Consider the following 2,151-nt stretch of genomic DNA (forward strand, 5'->3'; position numbering starts at 1 on the left):
CACCGCAACTCCACCCCCCACACCCACCCCACCACCCAAAAACCCCGCCACCACAACCCAAACCCACCCAAAACCACCCCACCAGACCCACCACCGCCGCAAACCACCACTGTGCAGTGCATCACCACGGCACGCAACCCGGCATTGACGATCACGGCCTAACCCCCGCCGGCAGCAGCACAGCCCCGGCATGGCGTCTCCAGGCAACGGCAGCCAAGCAGACCATCGTGTTGTCGGACGCCGGCCGCAAAGGGGCCGTGACGCTGCCTGCCGGTTGCCGGACCCCTAGCGGCTCTGGATCCGCCGCGGTCATCCCAGGGCTCCCGCCCTATCCCAATACACCGAAGCAGCAAGAAATGTCAGGCAAAACCCCTGAAGACACCGTCTCTGTCTGTCCTATCTGCGAACTCTTGCCAGTCCATGTTCGCGATGTTTAGGTTGTTATCGACTCCCCAGAGTTCGCGCGCAATGCATCGGAACTGCCGGCGCGATTCCGTGCTCAGATCAATGACCTGTATCGCATGCCCCGGTTCAAGAGCGATACTGTCCACAATGAACAGGACCGATGCGTGTTCATTGCCGGCCATAGCCGCCTGGCGAACTTGTTCCCATCCGACCTGATCCCAGGCAATGTCATCAACGACCTTCACGTAGGCGCGGAATCCATCGTCATTCTCGCTAAGCACAGTGGAAAGCGCATCCATCCAAGCGTCTTCGTTGCCGAAGGTCGTGCGCACCAGGAGGGAGTCCTCTGTGCTTGGAAGTATCAACATGCCGCTATGGAATCACATATATGGCAAGCCACTCTGTGACGCAGAAAGATCAGCTGCTCTTGGGCCCCCAGTCCATCCGGAGGCGGCCAGCGTTGAATTCACGCAAGACCGTGTCCGCTTCGAAGGACCCGACGCCCCGAGCGATTAACCCCAGTCGGATGCGCCGCGACCCATCGCTGGCCAGTCAGGCGGCCACTGGTGGTGCCATGCGGGGACCGGAGCGTAGGGAGTGCTGCGCGGGGCGTGGTCCAGCGGAAGTTGGGTCGTCCCCGAACCAGGGCGAGCCGGGCCGCGCTGTCTCCGCAGCGTGCTCTTGACGCGGCCCGGGGCACAAGCGTATACAAGGGCCATCCCGGTGTCGTCGCGGGGGTCGCGACCGCAGAACTAACGCGGGCAGTGCGGGGACCGCCATGATGAACCACGGCGGAGCGGGAGTGAGGTGTGAGCGATGACCGGATTGGCTGCCCTCCGCTTCATGGCGCTCGGCTGGGCAGGCTACGTCGCGACGGAAGCAGGGACTGCGGACGATTGGGCGTACTACTTCGGCGTCTTTGTGATTGTGCTGGCCCAGTGTGCCGGCGTACCGCTTCCCGCCGTGGCCGTACTGCTTGGAGCCTACGCCTCGGCGCGCCATGGAGATCTGAACCTTGCCGCCGTTATCGCCGTCGGCAGCCTGGGCGCCATGCTCGGGAGCACTATTGGCTACGTACTTGGGCGGGTGGGAGGTCGTCCATTGATGCTGCGACTTGCACAGCGCTTCCACGCCGATGAGAATCGCATCATCCAGCTGGAGTCGTTCTTCGAACGGCACGGCGGCAAGGCCTTGTTCTTCGGCCGCTGGGTCATTGTCGTTCGGCTCTGGGGCGCCATTGCCGCGGGGGCTGCCAAGATGCCGTGGCCCAATTTTCTGCTCTGGACTATCACGGGGTCCATTGCCTGGGTCGCGAGCCTGAGCGTTCTCGCCTATTTGGCCGGGGCGCTGGCCAATGCAATCGGCGACGCTCTCGACATCGGCGGTTGGGTGCTGGTCCCCTTCGTCGTGCTCGGCCTAGTGATCGTCTGGCGCCGGCGCAGACGCCGGAAGCTCAAGTCAGCGGAAGAGTCAGGGGACGGCGTGCCCGAAGCCGAATGAAGCCGGGGGCAACAGCGTGGTCGAGGGCGAATTGCCGCTGGCCAAGTTTTCGAGAGACGGTGCCGGCGGCACGAATTACCGGGGCGCCGCCCGGAGGGCATCTGAGCAGGAGGTAGCCGCCGGGAGCGCCGGTCGACCGGATTTTGTGTTTGGGGGTTAAATGCGGGAGGACCCCAACCTGGTGGTTGGGGTCCTCGACCTGAATGGTGTTCCGGCGGTGACCTACTCTCCCACACCCTCCCGGGT

2 protein-coding genes are annotated in these 2,151 nt (G+C 63.9%); one reads left to right on the forward strand and one right to left on the reverse strand.

The window, feature by feature from the left end; translation table 11 throughout:
* Nucleotides 1-359: 359 nt before the first annotated feature.
* Nucleotides 360-737, reverse strand: a complete 378-nt coding sequence (locus C566_RS0120315; RefSeq protein WP_155846962.1) for a DUF6924 domain-containing protein — start codon at nt 735-737, stop codon at nt 360-362.
* 484 nt (nt 738-1,221) lie between these two features.
* Here C566_RS0120315 and C566_RS22220 point away from each other — a divergent pair, with 484 nt between their 5' ends.
* The gene (locus tag C566_RS22220) at nt 1,222-1,905 is read left to right on the forward strand and encodes a DedA family protein (RefSeq protein WP_018776191.1); all 684 of its coding nucleotides are present in this window, start codon (nt 1,222-1,224) and stop codon (nt 1,903-1,905) included.
* Nucleotides 1,906-2,151: the final 246 nt, after the last annotated feature.

It is taken from the genome of Arthrobacter sp. 131MFCol6.1 (genome assembly GCF_000374925.1).
In the GTDB taxonomy this organism is placed as follows: domain Bacteria; phylum Actinomycetota; class Actinomycetes; order Actinomycetales; family Micrococcaceae; genus Arthrobacter.